We start from the raw sequence: 19,555 nt of genomic DNA, 5'->3' as shown, positions 1-19,555 counted from the left end.
AATCCGCATAACTAGTAAAGTATGCGGATTTTTATTTGGGCTACTGATAATGGTAAAATTGCCTATGAATGATTCATGCTGAAATAGCAAAAATAAATCGTAAAGGCAATAAAGGAGAAAACATGAAAAAAACAATTGGCTGGCATTTTGATAATAGTTACGTTCAACTACCAAGTATTTTTTATTCCGACATATCGTTAAATCCTGTTCGTTCACCAAAATTGATCTTATTAAATGAATCAGTTGCAGCATCACTTGGGTTAGACATTCAGGCTTTAAAGAGTGAGGAAGCATTAGCCGTTTTAGCTGGTAATACAATCCCAGAAGGTGGCGAACCGATTGCACAGGCTTACGCAGGGCATCAATTTGGTCATTTTAATATGCTAGGTGATGGTAGGGCTCTATTATATGGGGAGCAAATCACACCCCAAAAGGAACGGTATGATATTGCTCTAAAAGGATCAGGTAGAACACCTTATTCTCGGGGTGGAGATGGGCGAGCCGCATTAGGTCCAATGCTAAGGGAGTATATTATTAGTGAAGCGATGTTTGCACTAGGGATTCCAACTTCACGTAGTCTAGCAGTAGTCACTACAGGTGAAATGATTATTCGAGAAACGGAACTACCAGGCGCTATTGTCACAAGAGTTGCAAGTAGTCATTTGCGGGTAGGGACATTTCAATATGCTGCGCAATGGGGGACAGATGAGGAGCTACAGCTTTTAGCTGATTATGCAATAGAACGGCATTACTCAGCTAATATTGGCAATCAAAATCGTTATCTTTATTTGTTAAATGAAGTCATAAAGAAACAAGCCTCCCTTATAGCAAAGTGGCAGTTAGTGGGCTTTATCCATGGCGTCATGAACACCGATAATATGACCATTAGCGGTGAAACCATTGATTATGGCCCTTGTGCATTCATGGACATCTATGATCCTGCGACTGTGTTTAGCTCGATTGATCACCAAGGACGCTATGCTTATGGAAATCAGCCCAATATCGGTGGCTGGAATTTAACGCGCTTAGCAGAGTCCTTACTACCTTTAATTGATGATGATCAAGAAAAAGCCATTCAACTGGCACAAGAAACGCTACAACAGTATCCAAAATTATATGTAGAAAATTGGTTGAAAGGAATGCGTGCAAAGCTAGGCATTTTTAATGAGGAGCAAGAAGACATCCAGCTTGTTGAAGAGCTTCTTCAGCTTATGCAGCAATATCAAGCAGATTATATGAATACATTTATCGCCTTATCGTTTGAGCAATTGGAGGATTCCCCATTATTTAACGCACCAGCTTTTAAGGACTGGTATCACAAATGGCAAGCTCGATTAGCAAGACAGCAGCAAAACAAAGACATGTCACAACAATTAATGCGCCAACATAATCCAGCTGTTATTCCGCGTAACCACAGGGTAGAAGAAGCTTTGGAAGCGGCTGTAGAACAAGGCAATTATAGTGTGATGAACAACCTACTAAAAGTCCTAGCTCAGCCTTATGCTCATGCGAAAGAACAACAAGAATACGCTTCATTACCTGAACACACTAATCAACCATATCGTACGTTTTGTGGCACATAAGTAAAAAACGAGAGTTATTTATTCTCTCGTTTTTTATTTGTATAAAGGCACTCTACCGTATTCAAACGCATATTCTATGTATGAATAAAAATAAAGGAGAATAAGGTCGGTGCATAAGTATTCAAAGGGTTGGTTTGTCAAAGTTTTACGTGCTCATGGAATAATGGTTCATCCTCAATTTAAAAGTCATTTAGGCTTATATAAAGAATCTGAATTACGAAACTTATATTATCGTTATGTCGAAATAGAGTCTGCTGAGCAAAATCAATAGACCGTTTGTTTGAAGAACTCCTTTCTAGGAAAAACTAGTGATTAGAAAGGAGTTTTACTATGTGGATGATGACTCAAACATGGCAAGATGTTCTATTTTTACATTGGCCGATAGCCCCTCAAGAACTTGAAAAACATGTACCTAAAGAACTGAAGCTCGATCTCTTTGAACAAAATGCCTGGCTTAGTGCTGTCCTTTTTAAAGTTTATCGACATCGGCTACGCTTTCTACCACCTCTTCCGGGGATGAATACCTATTTACAATTGAATGTCCGAACATATGTGGAGTATTACGGCATGAAAGGCATCTATTTTTTTCATTTAGATGTGACGAATAATTTCTTATCAAAAATTACGGCAATAGGTAGCTTGCCATATCGCCATTCCAACATCCTAGTAAAACAAAGAGGGAATCACTATTCATACACAAGCCATTACAAAGCATGTGACGAAAGATTGAGGGTTATTTATACAATAGGAGACAAGACCAATACTAATTTTGACCGATGGATTGTAGAGCGCTACCATTCATGGGCGAAATGGAAGGATACACTTTTTCGCATTGATATTCACCACTCCCCATGGGAATTAAAAAGAGCCAACGTAACGATTGAAAGCAATACATTAGCCTCTTTTATGAAGGGGAAACTTCAGGGCATGCAGCCTCGTGCTCATTATGCTAAAAACAAAACAGCGAGAGTTTTTCCTCCAGCAGTTGAGCATAAAATGATCATAAATCCATCAAGATTTTTGCATTAAAAGAGGTAACAAAATTGCATAACGATGGCGCTGGCTATCATATCTGACATCGCAAGTGCCTCTGCTTCAATTTCATCAAATACCTCTACATCAGCCTGATAATCTTTTTGTATCATCGTGACAGCTTCATTTTTCGTTAAAGCTAAATGTGTATAAAACATTTTTTGTACGGCCTCTCTACTTAGGTATGGATTGATTGTATGCAAAAAGAAGGCAATATCATCTGCATTACGATACCATTCCCTCTCTTTAGCTTCCGCTGTGGTAGCGTCACCTTTCGCAGCAGCTGTCACTAATTGAGCAGCAATTACCAGATGCTCTTTAATTAAAACTGCATAACGATCCGCCACGGAGTCACCATAAAAGGGGCGTAAACAATTCCCTAAATCGGTTGCATTGCGTAGCAAACGCTGCTGCACAAAGGGTAAATCAGGCAAATTAAACACAATGCTAATAATAGTCATCCGTGTCCAATTCACATGCTCCATCCAAAGTAAGCGGTTCATAGCCATAAAGTCTGCTTCGCCTTTACTAATACAGCGTCGGTAATCATTTGACTGTAAAAAGTGACGAATCGGAGCCGTATACTGCGTATAGGGAGCATGATACAGCTGGCTTAATGAAAAACCATTTGAATAGGGGTACAAGGCTTCACTCCTTCTTGTTCTTTCTCCTACAGTAGCATACTCTAAGGAATCTCGGAGTATGAAGAACAAGAAAGAAAAGAAGAGAGACGACAAAATTACGCTTCATACATCATTTTCTTCGTCATGCCACCATCAACTGTAAGATTAATACCTGTCACAAAGTTATTGATCGGGTTTGTTAAATAGAGACAAGCCTGTGCAATATCTTCAGGCAGACCAACCCTTCCTGACAAATGCTGCGCATGATCGATTGGCCGTAGTGCCTCGTAATCACCTGTTTCAATCCACCCAGGTGAAATACAATTCACTGTAATTTGATCTGGCCCTAAAGATCGCGCTAAAGCATGTGTTAACGCTATGATACCACCCTTTGTAGCCGCATAAGCTTCTGAATGAGGCTCTGACATTTCAGCTCGCGTTGAGGCCAGCGAAACAATGGAACCACCCTTTGCATTATGCCGCATCACTTTTGCAGCCTCTCTGGCACAGAAAAAGGTACCCGTTAAATTCGTCTGCAACAAATCCTGCCACTCATCAAACGTCACCTCATAGGGAGATTGATGCTGGAACTTCCCAGCATTATTAATTAAAATATGAATGGTCCCATATTGCTCAACAGCTCGCTGCATTAAATTGATGATATCCTGTTCCTTTGTCACATCCGTTGGCACAAATAATGCAGAGTAGCCTGGAGCAAGCATATCCTGTTCTAACTGTTGACCTAAGCCTGCATTCAAATCAGCAATCACCACTTTTGCACCTTGTTGTGCATATGCAAGCGTAATACCCTTACCAATCCCTTGTGCACCACCTGTGACCATAACGACTAAATCTCTAAACATCCACAAACCTCCTACTTTTTTATCGCCAATAGTGTAGCAAATATTTTGCTATCCGTCCTGTTAAGAGGGTGAAGAAATGGTATAATGGATGCTGTAGCAACATATGATAAAAAATATGAGGCAAACCTTGCCTGCATAGTAAAATTAATGTTGACATTATGCTATAAAGTACATATAATAAATATTGTCCTTCCTATGGAATACATAAGAAACGACATCATGTCTCAGTAGCTCAGCTGGATAGAGCAACGGCCTTCTAAGCCGTCGGTCGGGGGTTCGAATCCCTCCTGGGACGTCAAGCAAAGCCTTACAGCCACAACGGTTGTAAGGCTTTTTATTTTTATACATTGATGTATAAGTCTCTCGATAGTGCCTAAGAGGTTCTTTTTCATCGAAAAGTTTATCAAAATGAGAACTAGCTCGTTGAACTGTTTCTTGTGAAGTGGTATTGAATGTGAAACAAGACTGCCCAGAGACAGTCCTGCTAAGAATGTTTTTAAAATAAACTAGAAAAGAATTTTTTCGTAGTGCTAACAATTGAATTAAAAGTAGAGGAAATGAAATTAAAAGCAGCACTTATTGCATTTTTTACAGTTTCCACAACAGTAACAAAAACATTTAAAACTTTATCCATAATATCTTGTATAAAGGCACCGACTTTATCAGCAATAGTAAGGATTAGTGTTTGGGCTGAAGGATGCTCTTCACCAAAATCTATCAATGAATCGTAGTATTTATTGATCATGTCTTCAGATTTTTTTAAAGCTTCCTCTTTTTTCTTGCGCATATTTTCAAAAAAAGCTGTTTGATTTTTATCATTTTCTAATTGCTTAACATTTTCTTTTAAGTCTAATTCTTCATGCACATAAAAATTATTAATGTTCTCCTGATATTCTTGTGTTAGTTTTTGTAATTCATCAGGTGCGTCTGATAATGAAGGAGCTTGAAGTCCAATGAATGCTGCTAAAGAAAATTCTGTTGTTTGCTCTCCCGTATAAGCATCTCTCATTTGATTCATAATACTACTAAAATTTTTTACTGCTACTGTCATAATTATTCCTCCTAGTAATTTAATTGTTGAAACAACTATAGATTATCAATAAAAGGTTAAAATTAGGTTAAAAAACATAAATTTACTTTTTTGTTTTAATATATAATATACTGGCGATGAGATAAGTTAATTAAAATAATCTGTATTTAATAATAGTAGAAACACCACTCCATGATGGGTGGTCTCAATCTTTATATAGGGTTACATGATGTGGAGAAAATTAAAAAAGACCATCTCTAATAGAGTGGTCAAAAATACTAACTTGTCTTACATTATAATGAAGTTGACTTACCTTTTTTCTCATCCATAATAAGGTCTTCTTCACGTTGTGGGCGAGGGGCTTCCGTATATTCTTTACTCCCATTAGGTTTTTTTGGGTCTGCTCCACTAGCAAATGATTGTTTTGTTGGCTCGTCTGTAGCAAATTCTGTATTTTTTTTGTCTCGTTTCATGTCGACACCTCCTAAAGATATTATTTATCTTATCCAATAAAATATCCCTTGTTTATTTCTAATTTTCAGATCACCCCAAGACTATGTAAGGTAAATTTGGTAGGAAATTTCTGTTGTTTGGATTTTGCATAAAATAATTGATTATTTAGAAAAAATGAATTTTTATGTTAAAATAAACCAAAGAAAACATTTTAGAAAAGTATCGGCGCTTGATTGGAGGTTGAACAGATGGATGAGAAGAAAAAGGGGAAATTACAAATCCTCGTAATAATTTTAATGATATTACTTTTGGTTGCAACGTTTGTTTTATTTTTCGTAGGTAAATATATGGTGGCATTTATTTTATTTGGAATTTTTATGCTTATTTTGAATTTTATTAGTAGTTGGAAAAACCTGGATAATGCAGATTACGTTTATAGAAAAATCCAAAAGGGTAACCAGAAATGGTAATTACCAGACTTCAGCCTTAGAAATGTTGCTATATTTATGTTACTTTTAGTGCTTATTTGGATATCTGAAAAGAGCAAAGAAGGGATCCTCACTTTATATGAAGAAATAGTGAGTTATAATATTTTTTCAACAACTACGGAGGTGCTTTTTTGCAAACATTTTTTGAATATAATTGGCTAGTTCGGGAAGATTGGTTTCATTGGTGTGAAGAGTTGACTGAAGAAGAACTTTTGCAAAACCGAACTGGAGGAATGGGCAGTATATTACACACACTCTTCCATATCATTGATGTTGAATGGAGTTGGATTCGTCTTTTACAGGGGAAAACAGACTTTCAGGAGAGCTTTGATGAATATAATAGCTTGGAAAAGGTTCGTAAATTGGAAGCTGCATTTCATTTAGACGTCGAAAGCTTTGTAAATCAATGGGATGACAGCATGGAAGAGCGTATTCTTCATATTCCATTAGCAAATGGTAGTATGGAGACGCATACATGGTGTGAAGTCATTCGTCATACCATTGCACATGAAATTCACCATATAGGACAATTATCAATTTGGGCAAGGGAAATGGGGAGAGCGCCTGTTTCTGCAAATCTAATCAGAAGAGGTCTTTCTTCATCATTGAAAGATTCAGTAGGTGCTCAAATAAATAAAGAAACGTTTAAATAGAATGAGAGACACTTTAGAAATATATATGCTAGAAAAATGTTGCAATAATATCCAATTGTTTATTAGCAAAAAGTGAATAGCGTACCAGAGTATCTTCCAATTCATTTGAATGGAAGATTTTTTGATGCCCAAATGAGAAAAATTGCGAGGCAGATTTCATAAAGGCATTTACTTATGGCTTATATATCCAGTAAATATTAGTTAAAAGCTAATGTTTACTGGGTATTTTTTGGACAATAATTAGGTTAATTAGAAATATTTATATGAAGAATAGCTAACAACTTGACAGAATTTTAAATGGGGAGTACTATACATTGGTCGCGAAAAAAGCTATTGTAACGTAACATTTTTTAAAGTGCCATACAGTACTTATCAGTTAAGTTCATATATATCTAGATTTTAATTTAATCAGTAAAAGGTAGGTGCAAAAATGAAAAATCTAGTAAATAAAAAAGATAACCTATTACAAAACTTTTTAGGAATTTATATAGTAGCAGTATTAATGTTATGGATTAAAACATACATCTCTCAACTATCACAATTTGACTTAGGTGTAGAAGGAATCATTCAACAATTCCTTTTACTAATAAATCCGCTGGGCTCAGCAATGCTATTTCTAGGATTTTCATTTTTATTTAAAGGAAAAAGAAAATACACATCACTCGTTGTTGTCTACACTTTGATGTCTATTGTTTTATATGCCAATATTGTCTATTACCGATTTTTTAGTGATTTCATTACATTACCTACACTTTCTCAAACGCAGAACTTTGGAGATTTAGGCGGCAGTGTTCTTTCTTTATTAAAGCCTTATGATATCTTGTTCTTTGTGGATGTAATGGTTATGTTTTATCTACGATTCTCTAAAAAAATCCAAAAAGATACCAAACGTTTTGGCTATAAAAAAGGAATGGCAATCATTGCCTTTGCATTAGCGGTATCAATCCTTAATTTAGGACTAGCTGAAACTAATCGTCCTCAACTATTAACACGAGGTTTTGATAGAAACTATATTGTGAAATATCTAGGGATGTATAACTATACGATTTATGACTCAGTTGAAACGATGAAAGCCTCTTCTCAGAGAGCTTTGGCGGATAGTAGTGATATTACTGAAGTAATTAACTATACAAAGTCAAACTATGCCAAACCAAATGCTCAATATTTCGGTGCAGCAAAGGGAATGAACGTTATCTATTTACATTTAGAATCATTCCAAAACTTTTTAATCGACTATAAATTAAACGGTGAAGAAGTAACACCATTTTTAAATTCATTAGCAAAAGATAAGAATACATTGTATTTTGATAATTTCTTCCATCAAACAGGTCAAGGGAAAACGTCTGATGCAGAATTTATGCTTGAAAATTCTTTATTTGGATTACCACAAGGATCTGCTTATATTACAAAAGCACAAAATACGTATCAGGCAGCTCCTAGTATTTTAAAAGATTATGGTTATACATCAGCTGTATTCCATGGTAACAACGGAAGCTTCTGGAATAGAAATGTAACTTATAAATCATTTGGCTTCGACAAATTCTTCGATGCTAGTTACTATAACACAGGTACTTCAGAGGACATGGCTGAATATGGTTTGTTAGATAAACCATTCTTTGAACAATCTCAAAATCTTTTAAGCTCCTTACCACAACCTTTTTATACAAAATTAATTACGGTAGGGAATCACTATCCATATAAAATGAATCAAGATTTAGTGACAATTGATAAAGCCAATACGGGAGATGCAAGCGTTGATAATTATTTCCAAACAGCTCGTTATGCAGACGAAGCAATTCAACAGGTCTTCCAGCAATTAAAGGAATCAGGATTATATGATCATTCAATGATTGTTCTTTATGGTGACCATTACGGTATTTCCGATAATCATAATAAAGCGATGGAACAAGTCATTGGAAAAGAGATTACACCATATGAAAGTGCTAATTTACAACGTGTACCATTATTTATACATGTTCCAGGCATACAAGGTGGGATCAACCATAGCTATGGTGGCCAAACAGACCTACTGCCAACGTTATTGCATTTACTAGGAATTGATTCACAACAATTTGTTCAATTTGGTTCAGACTTATTATCAGAAGAGCATGATGAAATTGTACCATTTAGAAATGGCGATTTTGTCAGTCCTACTATTTATTCAATTAATGAAAAATATTATGATAATAAAACAGGCTTACCATTAGACGACAGTCAATTAGAGGAAGCAAAGACGATTAAAAATGAAGTAGATCATAAATTGGCGTTATCTGATAGAGTCGTAAATGGTGACTTATTGAGATTCTATACGCCAACAGGTTATACGCCAGTTGATCCTTCTCAATATAATTACTCTCCTGATGAGAACGTAGAGTCTAAATAATTTAAGGCAGTTCAAGGAATTGTGTACGATATCAAAGTCTATAGGATATCATACCATTACCTTGAATTGCTTTTTTATTGGTCATTTTGAATAAGTATGGCAATACCAAGATTTTATATTCTCCTTAAGGTTCAAATAGAAAATTGGACTAACTGAAAAAGCGATTCAATCCTTTAATAGTAAGGGGTTGAATCGCTTTTATTAGTAAGGAGAGGAACAAACATGATGGCACTCATCATCCTTACTTATTTCTTTTTAAAGAATAATTTAGATGAAAAAAGGAAAGAAATAGGTGTAAATTTGAGGAGTTGATCGGGATGGAATTTTATAAAGACATAGTCATTTACTGTTATAGTTGTCGTAAAAAGACTGTATTTACATGTAAAGATACACATGAAAAAAAGGGTGTAGATAGTCACTGCAGTGAATGTACAGGTATTTGGTTTGAATGGCAAAACCGAGCTGTCGAGAGAGAAATGGAGAAGTGGATTGCCTATAATAAAGACTTAGTAAATAATGTAAACCACTGATCTATTTTTTTACACAAGAGTTAAGTTGAATACACCTAAAAAGCGTATTATCAAGTTAGTACGATGAGGCGTTGAAGTGCCATTTTCTTTTAAGGGAGTGGTTCTTTTTCTTTTGCTTAGACAAAAGCTCTAGCTAGAATGAACAAAATTACTATTCCTTTATCTCATTTGATTAAGAGACGTGAATAATTGAATCTAAACCGTGATTTTCCCGTATACATATTATTATGATAATTAGGGGGGCATCATGGACGTTTATAAAAAGATAGCAATTATCGGGGGAACAGGTAAAGCGGGGCGTTACATTGCTTCTAAAGCATTAGAGGAAGGGTATCACGTACGTATGCTTGTTAGAAACCCAGAAAAGTTAGTTTTCAGAGACAGTAGGATTGAGGTAATAGAAGGAAATGTACAAAATATCGAGGATCTTCAAAAGCTATTAAAAGATTGTCAAATCGTTATCAATACTTTTGGTCAACCAATGAAAGAAAAACCGATTTATAGTAAAGTAACGGAAAATATATTGGGAGTCATGTCTGATTTACATATGGATCGTTATATTGGGGTAACGGGTGGATCGCTAACCATTGCTGGAGATACAAAGAGTATTATAAATAGAATGGGTGCAAAGATATTTGAAATTATTTATTCAAAAATGATGGTGGATAAGAAAAAAGAATGGCATCTCCTTAGCAATAATCAAGTTATCAAATGGACACTAATTCGGCTTCCATTTATCGTAGAGGGAAATGAAGTAGGGTTCATAAAGGAAAATCTTAGAGATATGCCAGGTACAAAAATAACAAATCGGGATATAGCTACATTCATCATTAACCAAATAGAAAATCAAAAGTATGTACAAAAATCACCGTTTATCTCCAATTAATCTAATTTAAAGGAGAGGGATAGGGTCAGCGCCTCAACTAAATGACTTTATCCCTTTTGAATGCTCAACAAAATTTCCCTTTGCCTCAATCGTATTGGTACAAAAAATCAAATGATATCCTTTTGAGCAGTTTTTTAATTAAAACCTTCTCCAATAAACCTTCCAACGCCTCTCAACAACCAATAAATGATTCTAAATGGGAGGAAAAGTAATTCTGGTATCCAAATTAGTACGTCAAGAAATAAGTCAATTAATGAATATTGATCTTTACGTCTCTTATCTCTTCTCTTTTTGTTTTTCCTTCCTTGCAACCATTCCCTCACATTACTCGACCCCTTTTACAAAAAAAGTGCAGGCTCTTCTTAAGTAAGTATACGATTCATTGCTTTAGGTGGTTTCATTTTTAAAAAACTTTATGATGTAAAAGCGGATATGGGGCGTAAATGGGAGTAAAAATGTTGGCTTATTATATTTCTTTAGCGATGTGTATTACTGCAAATGTGAGAAATGGAGAATTTAAAATTAAATAAGGTGAAAGACAAGCAGGTTTAAAAAAGGGTCACATAGGCTGGAAGTGACCCTCTTTGCTGTGGATGTATCGACATTAATGTGGGCTGCTATTAATGAAGATCATCCCTTTTTCATGTTTATCAATAAATATTAATATTCTTTTTGCACGAATGTTGCTCCGACAATAATCAGAAGAATGAATAGCACAACGATTAAAACGAATGTTGAACTATTGTTTTTGCCGCCATAGTCCATGCCACAACAACCCATACTATAACCGCCGCTATAGTCATTACCATAGCCTCCATAACAACAATTGAAATTACCCATGTTTCCAAAGTATCCCATCAAGATCTCTCCTTTCTTCAGTTTATTGTATGAATGCCGTTGAAAGAGAAAAGGGTATTCGTCTAATGAATCGTATTTAGGTAATTTTAAAGAGAATCTTGGGTGAAGGATGAGTATCACTAAACACTTGATAGGATGAAACTCAAAGGCGCTTGTTACAGCCTGATGATTAGTTGTCAATCCAGTCCATAAGATAAAAAATAATTTTTTGATGCATGATGATGGAGCGGGTTTGAAACAGTAAGTCTATGTTTTTCCGTTTCTATTTTTAGCTACAATGTGTTGCGGAAAGGAATCATTTGTTTTTTTATTTAAATAATGTGAGAGTTTTCTTTCATTTGCTCGTTATTACTTGTAGAGAAGAAAGGAAAGGAGGTTTTCTAACTTCGTGTATTCATTAATTAATCAGCTACAAAAAAAGGATGAACAAGCTTTAAGAGAAGTGATTAACAAATATGGAGGTTATGTTAAAGCCATTGTAGTGAAAGTGTTACAGCCCAATCAAACAGCTATTGAAGAATGTATCAACGATGTATTTCTAACCATTTGGCAAAAGAGTATTCAATTTACTGGCGATGAGATTGATTTTAAAAAATGGATTGGCGTTATTGCAAAATATAAAGCGATTGATACATATAGAAGCCTTCAAAATAAGCCTAAAACAGTCGAGTTACTTTCATCAATTTCAAATAGCAAGGATCTACCAGAAAGAATCGTCGAACAAAAAGTACAAAAAGAGCAACTATTTATCAGTATTTTAAATTTAAGTAAAAACGATCAGGAAATTTTTCTCTTGAAATACTACTTAGGATATTCCAACGGAGAAATCGCTGAGATATTTGGTCTATCTAAATCAGCTGTAGAAAATCGTTTATATCGAGGTAAGTTAAAGTTAACAGAAGAGCTGGGAGGTATCTAAATGAACGAAAAGGACTTCATCGAAATAGATATTGAAGAGATTGAACCAATTGAATTATCTGATTGGGAAAAGATTAATATTGAAAAAAGTGTTTTACGGTCATCTTCAACCAAGAAGTATGTATTTAAAAAATGGAAGTGGGTTAGTATTGTCGCCATGCTCACATTTATTTTTGCTAGTAGCAGCATTTGGCTACCTGTAGTGGCTAATCAAGTACCAATTGTACAGCAACTATTAAATAGCAATGATAATCCCCAATTACAAGTATTTAGTGATAATGCATCAACCATCAATCAAATAGACGAAAGTAACGGAACCTCCATTGAATTAGCTGAGGCTTTTTTCGATGGAACGATTGTATCGGTTAGTTATGAAATGAAACACGAACAATCGATAGATGAACACCCTCTATTTTGGAAGGGCGATTTAGAAGTCAACGGAAACAAGTTAGACGTACTTAGTCATCAAATCGTTAAAAAGAATGAGGCTACTTGGATTGGTATGTTTACAGCGAGAATTTCAGACAAAGTAATTGATGAAAAGGTAAATGTTCAATGGCGTCCTCAAGATTTTATAGGTATGGAAAATACGACTCTTGTAGAAGGAGCTTGGGACTTTCAGTTAGAACTTACACCAACCCGAGCCTATTCAAGAAAAGTAAATATACCATTTGGTAATGATCAATACCAGCTATTATATAATCAAATAACAGAGGGAAAATATATAACCACTCTTTATTTTGAGGGAAATCTTGACTGGGAGACAGAATTTTTAATGGTAGACATAGAAGATAATCTTGGAAATGTATATGAAAAGGTAGGAGCAACAACTATTAAAAGCGGTTCTGGGCGAGTAAATGGTTATGTTGAGGTTTTTATACCTGATTCTACTATTCGAACGCTAATCATTACGCCAACTATAAGAATTGTTGACGAAAAAACATTAGAGCGGAAAGAGCTTGTTCCGCTCCCAAGTATTAATATTTCTCTAAAATGATATGGTCTGTTCCTACAACTTGTTTTCAAAGGGCTGAAGGAATCAATTCTTACCTTCAAAGATGGATGTGTTAGCAATGAATGATATAGGTCAGCATCTTTACCATTAGCTCATATTACGCAGTGTTCAGTCAAAATAGAGCTATTAATTGTAGCTAAATATCTTTTAAGCTATTAAATTTTTAATTCTTCCTTTTAGTACCAATCATCATAAAGCCTAATAATAAATATAGAAGACTGGCCGAAATGGAGCTATACAACAGGAATGTAATAGAAGTTGGTGCCCAAACTTTAATAAATGTCCAATTTAAGCCGCCAAGTACTATGTTAGGCGTGATAAATAGTGCTGTCAGCATTGTCGTCACAAGTATAGTATGGGCAGATAATAACAATATTCTTTTGTAATTTAGATTTGCCATACTACGTTGTTTTTTATAAAGGTTGCGTATATTTTGAACGAATAGATAACAGAAAATAATGCTGATTGCGATGATGATAGCACATATGATTGTTACAATTTTATCTAGCTTTTGATAGCTGCTGATATGTTGCATGTCAATCGTTTTGCCCTCCCATAAATCCATGACACCTTGTCCAATCGCTGTTGTAGAGCTTGTATTCATATTGGCTAAAATAGCCACGCCGATTTGTTCGTCAGGTTGCAAAATGAAATATGAGGAAAAGGTTGGATTCTCACCAGCATGGTAGATATATGACTTTGTGTCCTTTTTCACAACGGCCCAACCGTTTGCATAGTAAGTATTCGTATCAAAAGGCTCCACTGTTAGATCTGGAGTATGCGATTCTTGAATTAAATTGTTACTGATTGAATAGATATCACTGTTTCCTACCTGTAATTTTAACCATCTGGCTATATCATTAGCGTTACTGATGATATAACCAGCAGGGATGTTGCCACGATAGATAGGTGGTATGTATCGCTGCTCTCTCATTAGACCTATTTTATAGCCAGAAGCCATATGTGTGGAATGTACTTGGTGAATTCCTACAAAAGATTGATGCATACCAACAGGTTGTAAAATTTTCTGTTGAATATACTGATCGAATGGCTGTTTTGCAACTTGTTCAATGACGAGGCCTAAGACATCATAGTTGATGGTTGCATATTCAAAAGAACTCCCTGGTTGACGATTTAGTGATTGATCCAGCAGTGTTTTAACTGTTAATTCAAGGGCATTATCTGCTGTGCTTTCTGGAATTCGAGTAATGGAATTTGAGGGAATTCCGCTAGTATGAGACAATAGCTGCTGTATTGTCACAGCTTGATCCTCGCCATTATAGGATAATGTTAACCAAGGGATATACTTTCGGACATCATCTGATCGTTTTAACAAACCTTGTTTTTCTAATTGTAAAATAGCGAGTCCTGTAAATGCCTTAGACGTGGAGCCCAACTCAAAAAGAGTATCAGAGGTAACAGGCGTTTTTGTTTTCGTATCTGCAAAGCCAAAGCCCCGTTGATAGACGGTTTTCCCTTTATCAACAATAATTACTGAAATTCCTGGGATTTTACTAATGGTTTGCTGCTCCTTAATAAACTGATCAATTTTACTAATTGTATTATTTGATGCTGCGTGTCCAAATCCGGGTGTGAACGTAAAAAATAGTAACATTACGGTCATCATCACCGATTTCTTCATGAATAATGTCATGTTGTTTTTCTCCTTAGAACGTAATGTGCTTGTGACAACATGGTTTACTGTAACAAGAAAAATAAGGGTAAACCATCGATTAACATGACTATTTCCGGGATAACATGACAAAATTGTCACTTCAAAAAGGGCCACTCCTAAAACCAATAGGAGGGCCCTTGAAATTTTATTTAATTTGTTTCTGGCTCTGGCGTAAAATCTTGACCGTTAAATGTTAATTTAGATGGTGAGATAAGAATTTCTCTGTTCGCTTCGTAGTAAGGGTCTAAAACTTTATAAAAGGCTTCCCATTGCTCGCCAGCTTTTTCATCTTCACCCTTTTGTTCAAGGGCAACTGCTTCTTCATAGTGTTGTTTTAATTTTGCGTAATCTGCATTACTAATGCTGAATTCGATATCTGCCATATATTCCTCGAAGGGAACTGGTTTAAAGTGTGGGCGAAGTATTTCATAGAATTCATCCCATTTCTTCATGGCCAATTCTTCGTCTTTATCTTTTTCAGCTTTTTGTGCCTCTTCATAGATTGTTTTAAGTTTTGCAAGTTCCTCTTTTGTTAAATCGACGTTCATATCCGCCATATACTCTTCAAAAGTTAAAGGTGGATATAATTCTTGGTAATAAGGTTCAAGAATAGTGAAAATTTTATCAATGTTTTCTGATGCCTCATCCGTTTTATTTTCTTTTACATACTTAATCCAGTTACTATAAAGTGTTTTTAGCTGTTCTTTATCTTGTGCTTTGATAACAATATTTTTTTCAGCGAATGCAGCTTCATTAATAAATTCTTCAAAAGGCTCAGGTTGCCAATTTGCTAATTCGTAAGGTCTTGTGATGTTATCCATCGCCACATAGATTCGTTCCATTTCCTCATAATTCTCTTCTTTTTCAGCCTTTTTCATGTCAGAAAAGAGTTTTTCTAGTTGGACTAATTCTTCTTTTGTTACTTCTTTAGGTAAGCTTTTTTTATAGACGGCAAAGGTAAAGAAATCTGAGTAATCTTTCACAATACTACCCTCAACTAAAATTTCTTGCCCCTCTGCTAGCTTTAACTGCTCAATTTGTTTATCTGAGAAATTGTGTAAACCGATGTAGTAGTTTTTTCCATCTGTCCCTTTAAGGGTAATGCTGCTACCATCAAAATATTTAATGGTACCTGTTATTTTTTGTTCTATTTGAATCGTTACATTATTTGTTGTATCAACAGCTGTTGCACCAGCTTGAAGCGGTGTTAATACAGCCATCCCAAGTGTTAATGCTGAAGCTAATAGCCATGTTTTTTTAGCAGGTTTTTTCATATTTATCAATTCTCCTTTAGGTTAACTTCTGTTACCAATTATTAGACGTTTTACCAATTGAAAAAGTTTTAACTTTTTGAAAAAAATTTTAAGAAATTAAAGAGTGGAGGATTCATGATAAGACTCACTGTTTTAGTATCTGTAGTCTTTGAAAAATAGCTATTATTTACAGCACAGACCATGCAAAGGGTTGATTATCGAAGCAAAGATTTACAAGGATTAGTGCGCTTCCAGAGAAAATTTATGGGCACGAACTAAGGCATTATTGCAGCTTATACTGTTTTAAGCTCTTTTTCTCCTAATTGAAGATTTTAGGAGAGACGCTGTCATTCTAATGTTTAAACTCATAAGATAACTTGCATCCGTTTAATCCAAGCTCTTCTACTGTTCATCCTGGAAATAGATTTTATAGAATTTGCGATTCGTTGCCTCATCATAGCCAACTTCAATTAATTCATCTATTTGGTCGATATGTTGAATATTTACTTGGATTTCAATATTGGAATCCAGTTTGATTTTACGTTTGTATTTCTTTTCAGCTTTTTCTAGCGCACTATCAGAAATGATAGTCTCATAGGGTTTGACCGAATTAATGATGATATCTTTTTGAGTAGTGTCCGCTTGCTCAAAAACAGTTTCAATATAATGATTTACTTGAAACTCCTCTTCATTTCTAAAGTAATCCAGTGTTTTATTCAAGAGCCCAAGTTTTTCTGTGCTTGTATAATTTTCTTCCTTTAAAATGAATTTTTTACATTCTGTTAATGCTAAATTGGTTTTATAATAATGTTCATCCGCTGCCTTAATTTTTAAAAATCGTTCTTGCCAATAAACAATATCTTCTTTACGTTTTGTTTTAATATACACGGCAGGAGATTGATCTGGTCCCATATCAACAATAATAGCCATATTATTAATTTTCTTAACGTTAATGCCATCCACGCCGTTCACGATCATTTGATTGTGTTCATTTTTCACATCTAAAAACATTTCTTTTTCATCAATTTTGACAATAGCGATAATCTTTTTAGCCTCATTTAATAGAAAACAATTTTCAAAAAGGCCAATAAACAGTTCTCCGCTTTTGATGTTAGGATGCTGTGACACACTATGTAAGTGTTTGGCAATATTTTGTGAGTGTTCTAGGAAGTTACTTCCCTGTTCGAAAATAGCTCTTGAATACGTAAAAACTTCATTGAGTGCAATATTGCTTTCATGGAAAAATTCATATTGCTGTTCCACATCAATTTTACTAAAAGCGAGCTGTGTAAAGGCTGCTTCTAACATGACCTCAGGTTGTGTAAAAACTTCTTCTCCTAAAATAAGCGTCTCACTCAAAAAATGCAGACTATATTGTGTTAATTTACTTTCACTGACTTCTAGCATAAATTTCACCTTCTAATTTTTCATAGTAGCTAGTATACCATAAGCTAAAGATTGCTTTTATAAGTACCAGTACTCATTTAAGGCTGGATTTTTTATGGTCACCGAATGTTAGTGTCTTATTATGAAAGAATGTTGAGGATTGGAAGTTTAAAATACTGCTGCTTAGATAAAGATAAAAACATGTAGGGATACTCTGTACAAGTGTACTAAAGAGGGTGATCAATATGTGGGAAAAGGTGATTTCCTACATGCCACATTGGCAAGTTTTTTTACAAGGCTTTTTAGCGTTTTTTATTCCATATTTAATTTATAAATTGTTTCATGTTTTTTTATTTGTTAATAAGAGCAATGGCAAAATTGAGATGAAAGAAAATAGTGAACAAGTTGAGATGGTACACATACCTATTCAAAAAACGTTAGAGCAATTTACAGGAGATTTTAATAAAGATCTTTTACAAATGAGGAAAGAACTTGGCCATAATTGGGATATTCATTTTAGAGAATTTCAAATAGGAAATACGGATAATCGTGCAGCGATCGTTTTTCTTAAAGGATTATGCGATAAAGAATTAATTGACAAACATATTTTGAAATCATTAATGAATGGACATACAAAAAAGTCGTCTGTTTTAAGAGGTCATGAATTACAACAATCAATTAGAAATGAAATCCTACCAGTGAGTGAACTGCTAGAGGAATCGAAAGTATTGAAAGCTGTTGGGAAAGTATTAACTGGTTCCACTGTATTAATTGTGGATGGCATACAGAATGTATTTATCATTGGTACGGCACATGGCAAAACTCGAAATCTTGAGGAGCCTGTTTCTGAAGCAATGGTACGTGGACCAAGAGTGGGCTTCACGGAAAAATTAAGTGTGAATACCTCTTTATTAAGACAGCATGGTGAGAATCGAAATTTATCGATTATCGAGATGGAAGTAGGCGAACGTACGAAAAAAGAGTTGGTTTTAGCCTATATAGATGAAATTGTGCAGCCTAATCTTGTCAAAGAGGTGAAGGAACGAATTGAAACAATCCATTTGGATGATGTTGCTGAATCGGGATATATTGAGCAATTGATTGAGGATGATTATCTCAGCCCATTTTCGCAAGTGCAGAGTACCGAACGTCCTGATCGGGTTATTGCTGCTTTACTAGAGGGACGAGTCGCAATTCTTTTAGATGGAACTCCCTTTGCATTAATTGTGCCAGTCACGTTTAATATGCTACTGCAATCACCAGAGGATTACTATGAACGTTGGTTATCGAGCTCACTTATTCGCTTGCTTCGCTATTTTGCTGCAGGCATCTCTTTATTTGGCCCATCCCTGTACATTGCTTTTGTATCGTTTCATCAAGGCTTAATTCCCACTAAACTAGCGCTGTCCATGATGGCAACAAGGCAGGGGGTACCGTTTCCAGCATTGATTGAAGCCCTCATTATGGAAGTCGCTATTGAGATATTACGAGAAGCAGGACTTCGTCTACCGAAGCCGATTGGTCCGACAATGGGGATCGTTGGAGGACTTGTTATTGGAGAAGCCGCCGTACAGGCAGGAATTGTTAGTCCAATCATGGTCATTGTGGTTGCATTAACAGCAATTTCCTCTTTTGCTATCCCTCAATATAATGCTGGTATCACGCTAAGAATGCTACGTTTTGTGGCGATGTTTTCCGCAGCTTTATTTGGACTATATGGCATCATTCTATTTTTCTTATTCCTTTGCAGTCATTTGGTAAAGCTAAAGAGCTTCGGTGTATCATATTTGAGCCCAACTATTCCGTATCGAGCAGGTGATTGGAAAGATTTTATGGTGCGAATGCCGTTAAAGATGATGAAGCATCGTCCTAGATTGTTAAAGCCAAAAGATTCGGTCCGCAAAGGGGAATAAGAGAAAGGGAGCA

At 35.3% G+C, this 19,555-nt stretch carries 19 protein-coding genes and 1 tRNA gene; 12 read left to right on the top strand and 8 right to left on the bottom strand.

All coding sequences use genetic code 11. From position 1 onward, the window contains the following. Positions 1-122 precede the first annotated feature (122 nt). The 3 genes from NYE73_RS17750 (at position 123) to NYE73_RS17740 (ending at position 2,612) form a co-directional block, all read left to right on the top strand. Positions 123-1,583, top strand: a complete 1,461-nt coding sequence (locus NYE73_RS17750) for a protein adenylyltransferase SelO (RefSeq protein ID WP_259948367.1) — start codon at positions 123-125, stop codon at positions 1,581-1,583. A 109-nt stretch (positions 1,584-1,692) separates the two neighbouring features. Further along, positions 1,693-1,854, top strand: a complete 162-nt coding sequence (locus NYE73_RS17745) for a DUF2639 domain-containing protein (RefSeq protein WP_016991537.1) — start codon at positions 1,693-1,695, stop codon at positions 1,852-1,854. 59 nt (positions 1,855-1,913) lie between these two features. After that, a complete protein-coding gene (locus NYE73_RS17740) occupies positions 1,914-2,612 on the top strand; it encodes a YqjF family protein (protein ID WP_259948363.1) in 699 nt (232 codons plus the stop codon). On the opposite strand, the gene NYE73_RS17735 is transcribed toward NYE73_RS17740, so the two are convergent. Next, positions 2,609-3,259, bottom strand: coding sequence for a hypothetical protein (locus NYE73_RS17735; protein ID WP_259948361.1), 651 nt, complete (start codon positions 3,257-3,259; stop codon positions 2,609-2,611). The two genes, NYE73_RS17740 and NYE73_RS17735, sit on opposite strands and share 4 nt — an antisense overlap. A gap of 95 nt (positions 3,260-3,354) precedes the next feature. After that, on the bottom strand, positions 3,355-4,101 hold the full coding sequence (locus NYE73_RS17730) for an SDR family NAD(P)-dependent oxidoreductase (protein WP_259948358.1): 747 nt from the start codon (positions 4,099-4,101) through the stop codon (positions 3,355-3,357). A gap of 221 nt (positions 4,102-4,322) precedes the next feature. Here NYE73_RS17730 and NYE73_RS17725 point away from each other — a divergent pair. Further along, positions 4,323-4,396, top strand: a tRNA-Arg gene (locus tag NYE73_RS17725). Between the two features lie 201 nt (positions 4,397-4,597). Here the strand turns inward: NYE73_RS17725 and NYE73_RS17720 are convergent. Both NYE73_RS17720 and NYE73_RS17715 read right to left on the bottom strand, forming a co-directional pair. Further along, a complete protein-coding gene (locus tag NYE73_RS17720; protein WP_259948355.1) occupies positions 4,598-5,152 on the bottom strand; it encodes a hypothetical protein in 555 nt (184 codons plus the stop codon). A 272-nt stretch (positions 5,153-5,424) separates the two neighbouring features. Next, a complete protein-coding gene (locus tag NYE73_RS17715) occupies positions 5,425-5,604 on the bottom strand; it encodes a hypothetical protein (RefSeq protein ID WP_259948353.1) in 180 nt (59 codons plus the stop codon). Positions 5,605-5,832: 228 nt separating this feature from the next. Here NYE73_RS17715 and NYE73_RS17710 point away from each other — a divergent pair, with 228 nt between their 5' ends. The 5 genes from NYE73_RS17710 (at position 5,833) to NYE73_RS17690 (ending at position 10,524) form a co-directional block, all read left to right on the top strand. Further along, entirely contained in the window at positions 5,833-6,054 is a 222-nt protein-coding gene (locus NYE73_RS17710) for a hypothetical protein (RefSeq protein WP_259948351.1), read from the top strand. Positions 6,055-6,203: 149 nt separating this feature from the next. Beyond that, positions 6,204-6,725: a DinB family protein gene (locus tag NYE73_RS17705; RefSeq protein WP_259948349.1), complete on the top strand. Its 522-nt coding sequence runs from the start codon at positions 6,204-6,206 to the stop codon at positions 6,723-6,725. Positions 6,726-7,155: 430 nt separating this feature from the next. Continuing rightward, positions 7,156-9,108 carry an LTA synthase family protein gene (locus NYE73_RS17700; RefSeq protein ID WP_259948347.1) on the top strand — a complete coding sequence of 651 codons (1,953 nt, stop codon included), beginning with the start codon at positions 7,156-7,158 and terminating at the stop codon, positions 9,106-9,108. Between the two features lie 317 nt (positions 9,109-9,425). Further along, a complete protein-coding gene (locus tag NYE73_RS17695; protein ID WP_054549999.1) occupies positions 9,426-9,638 on the top strand; it encodes a hypothetical protein in 213 nt (70 codons plus the stop codon). A 247-nt stretch (positions 9,639-9,885) separates the two neighbouring features. Beyond that, complete coding sequence (locus NYE73_RS17690; protein ID WP_259948343.1) at positions 9,886-10,524, top strand: NAD(P)H-binding protein; 639 nt, start codon at positions 9,886-9,888, stop codon at positions 10,522-10,524. 660 nt (positions 10,525-11,184) lie between these two features. Here the strand turns inward: NYE73_RS17690 and NYE73_RS24730 are convergent. After that, positions 11,185-11,382, bottom strand: coding sequence for a YjcZ family sporulation protein (locus tag NYE73_RS24730; RefSeq protein ID WP_048395072.1), 198 nt, complete (start codon positions 11,380-11,382; stop codon positions 11,185-11,187). A gap of 388 nt (positions 11,383-11,770) precedes the next feature. On the opposite strand from NYE73_RS24730, the gene NYE73_RS17680 reads away from it, so the two are divergent. Together NYE73_RS17680 and NYE73_RS17675 are read left to right on the top strand one after the other, a co-directional pair. Next, on the top strand, positions 11,771-12,301 hold the full coding sequence (locus tag NYE73_RS17680; protein WP_048395075.1) for a sigma-70 family RNA polymerase sigma factor: 531 nt from the start codon (positions 11,771-11,773) through the stop codon (positions 12,299-12,301). Then, positions 12,302-13,297 carry a DUF4179 domain-containing protein gene (locus NYE73_RS17675; RefSeq protein ID WP_259948340.1) on the top strand — a complete coding sequence of 332 codons (996 nt, stop codon included), beginning with the start codon at positions 12,302-12,304 and terminating at the stop codon, positions 13,295-13,297. A gap of 181 nt (positions 13,298-13,478) precedes the next feature. On the opposite strand, the gene NYE73_RS17670 is transcribed toward NYE73_RS17675, so the two are convergent. The 3 genes from NYE73_RS17670 to NYE73_RS17660 form a co-directional block, all read right to left on the bottom strand. After that, entirely contained in the window at positions 13,479-14,969 is a 1,491-nt protein-coding gene (locus NYE73_RS17670; RefSeq protein ID WP_259948337.1) for a serine hydrolase domain-containing protein, read from the bottom strand. Positions 14,970-15,139: 170 nt separating this feature from the next. Beyond that, entirely contained in the window at positions 15,140-16,264 is a 1,125-nt protein-coding gene (locus tag NYE73_RS17665; RefSeq protein WP_259948334.1) for a hypothetical protein, read from the bottom strand. 381 nt (positions 16,265-16,645) lie between these two features. Further along, positions 16,646-17,650 (bottom strand): hypothetical protein, encoded by a 1,005-nt coding sequence (locus tag NYE73_RS17660; protein ID WP_048395084.1) that lies wholly within the window; start codon positions 17,648-17,650, stop codon positions 16,646-16,648. Between the two features lie 224 nt (positions 17,651-17,874). Here NYE73_RS17660 and NYE73_RS17655 point away from each other — a divergent pair, with 224 nt between their 5' ends. Then, the gene (locus tag NYE73_RS17655) at positions 17,875-19,542 is read left to right on the top strand and encodes a spore germination protein (protein ID WP_259948332.1); all 1,668 of its coding nucleotides are present in this window, start codon (positions 17,875-17,877) and stop codon (positions 19,540-19,542) included. Positions 19,543-19,555 lie beyond the last annotated feature (13 nt).

The organism is Lysinibacillus sp. FSL K6-0102, from assembly GCF_038003545.1.
GTDB lineage: Bacteria > Bacillota > Bacilli > Bacillales_A > Planococcaceae > Lysinibacillus > Lysinibacillus capsici.
The sequence above is the reverse complement of the archived record's forward strand: the minus strand, read 5'-3'. Positions and strand labels throughout refer to the sequence as shown.